1 protein-coding gene is annotated in these 2,172 nt (G+C 65.7%); it reads left to right on the top strand.

What is annotated here, in order from left to right:
* The first annotated feature begins 621 nt into the window (after positions 1–621).
* Positions 622–2,064 carry a group II intron reverse transcriptase/maturase gene (gene ltrA, locus ABT130_RS47435; RefSeq protein ID WP_350966476.1) on the top strand — a complete coding sequence of 481 codons (1,443 nt, stop codon included), beginning with the start codon at positions 622–624 and terminating at the stop codon, positions 2,062–2,064.
* Positions 2,065–2,172 lie beyond the last annotated feature (108 nt).

Raw genomic sequence — 2,172 nt, 5'->3', positions numbered from 1 at the left:
GCGGCGTGCGCCACGAGGCGCTGTTTGACCGTGCGGAGGTGGAAGACCTTCGCCGACGACCTGTCGTAGCGGGTCGTGTGAAGTGGGAGGCAGCCTGATCTCGGAGTCGCGAGTGAGGGTGGTAAGCAGCCTCGACAACGTCAGGGCGTGCCGGTACTGCCGGACGGTGCGGGCCTGGTCAACGAGCGGGAAAGGTGTACGTGAGGAACCAGTGGTGTAAAGCCCTTCAAGGCTTCCACCAGCTCAAATCTGGCGGATATGGGCTGGGTTGCGGTGCGTACCCGCCGGGCGAGGTGTCCGGTCGGGGAACTCCTGGGTCGGTTGTCGCGCTTGGCCGGGAGGCTCTGGTGAAGGTCTACGGCGTAGCCAGAGCGATGCCGCAGGGGCATAGCTGGGCACCTCCTCTCGCGAACGGTCAGCAGTGAACGTGGGAACCATCTCGTGCTGTTCCCCGTCTCCGTCCCCTCCAGGGCGGAGCGGGGATAGGTGCGCCGTCCACTGAAGGCGCGGGGTGGGGCGGAGCCTGCGTAGTACTCCGAGCGCGGGAAAGCCGCGCACATGGGGAAGGCGGGCAGCAGTTTCAGCAGGTAGGGACGTCAGGTCAGGAGGGCGCTCGTGAATATGGGCGAGCTGCTGCTGGAGCCGGAGGCGGCCCAGTGGCGGGTACTGAGTATTCAGACCAAACTGCACCGTTGGGCCGGCGAGGATGCCTCTCGTCGGTTTGATGATCTGTTCAACCTGGTCGCTGACCCGGCGTTCCTCGTGGTTGCGTGGCGTCGGGTCCGGGGCAATACCGGGTCTCGCACGGCGGGTGTCGATGGGTTGACGGCCCGCGATATTCCTGCCGGGTGGGGCGAGGAGACGTTTCTGAACGCGATCCGGGAGCAACTGCGCGCCCGGACGTTCGAGCCGCTGGCGGTTCGAGAGCGGTTGATTCCCAAGCCCGGCACGTCGAAGATGCGCCGCCTGGGTATCCCCGCCCTCGCTGACAGGGTCGTTCAGGCGTCGCTGAAGCTGGTCATGGAGCCCATCTTCGAGGCGGGTTTTCAGCCGTGCTCGTATGGGTTTCGCCCGAACCGGCGTGCGCACGACGCGATCGCCGAGATCCACCACATGGGCTCCCACCGCTATGAGTGGGTGCTGGAGGCGGATATCGAGGCGTGCTTCGACACCATCTCGCACACGGCCCTGATGGACCGGGTGCGCGCAAAGGTCGCGGACAAGCGCGTCTTGGCGCTGGTGAAGGCGTTCTGTAAGTCCGGGATTCTCACCGAACTCGGCGAACAGAAGCAGACGAGCGCCGGGAGCCCGCAAGGTGGGATTCTCTCCCCGCTGCTGGCCAACATCGCTTTGTCGGTCCTGGACGAGTGGTTCATGGCCGAGCACCAGGAGGCGATGGCCACGGTCAGGCAGCGAGGCAACCGACGGCAACGAGGAGTGGCGAACTGGCGGCTGATCCGCTATGCGGACGACTGGGTCGCCATGGTCAACGGCACTCGCCGCGACGCCGAGCGGCTGAGGGAACAAGCGGCCGCGGTGCTGGCCCCGATGGGTTTGCGCCTGTCGGAGGCCAAGACGGCGGTCACCCATCTTGATGACGGGTTCGTCTTTTTGGGGCACCACATCCAGCGGCGCCGCAAACGAGGAACCCAGGCGTGGACCGTCTACACCTATCCGAGCAAGAAGGCGGTCAATTCCGTCATTGCCAAGGTGCGGGCGCTGGTCCACCCAGGACAGCCGGACCTGAGAACCCTGTTGATTCGTCTCAACGCGGTGATACGGGGCTGGTGCAACTACTTCTGTCACGGCTCGTCCAAACGGACGTTCAGCTACCTGGGCCACTATGTCTGGCACCGCCTGTGGTGGTGGCTGCGCAAGCGGCACGGCGGCATGTCGTGGAAGAAGATGCGGACCCGGCTACTGAAGGGCGGCTGGGAGATCTCCGCAGACGGGATCGCCCTGCTGGATGCGGCGTCGATGCCGGTCATCCGGTATCGCTGGCGCGCGTGGGACATCCCGACACCCTGGTCACGGCGAACAGAACAACCATCCCCAGCGGCATGAATCTGTGGAGAGCCGGGTGCTTGGAGACGAGCACGCCCGGTTCGGCGGGCGGGCCGGGGAAACGGACCAGTCGCAAGGCTGACACCGCGCCCCGGTCCGACCCAACAG

This window comes from Streptosporangium sp. NPDC001681 (assembly GCF_040298085.1).
Taxonomy (GTDB): Bacteria; Actinomycetota; Actinomycetes; order Streptosporangiales; family Streptosporangiaceae; genus Streptosporangium.
This window is presented reverse-complemented; position numbering and strand designations above follow the sequence as displayed.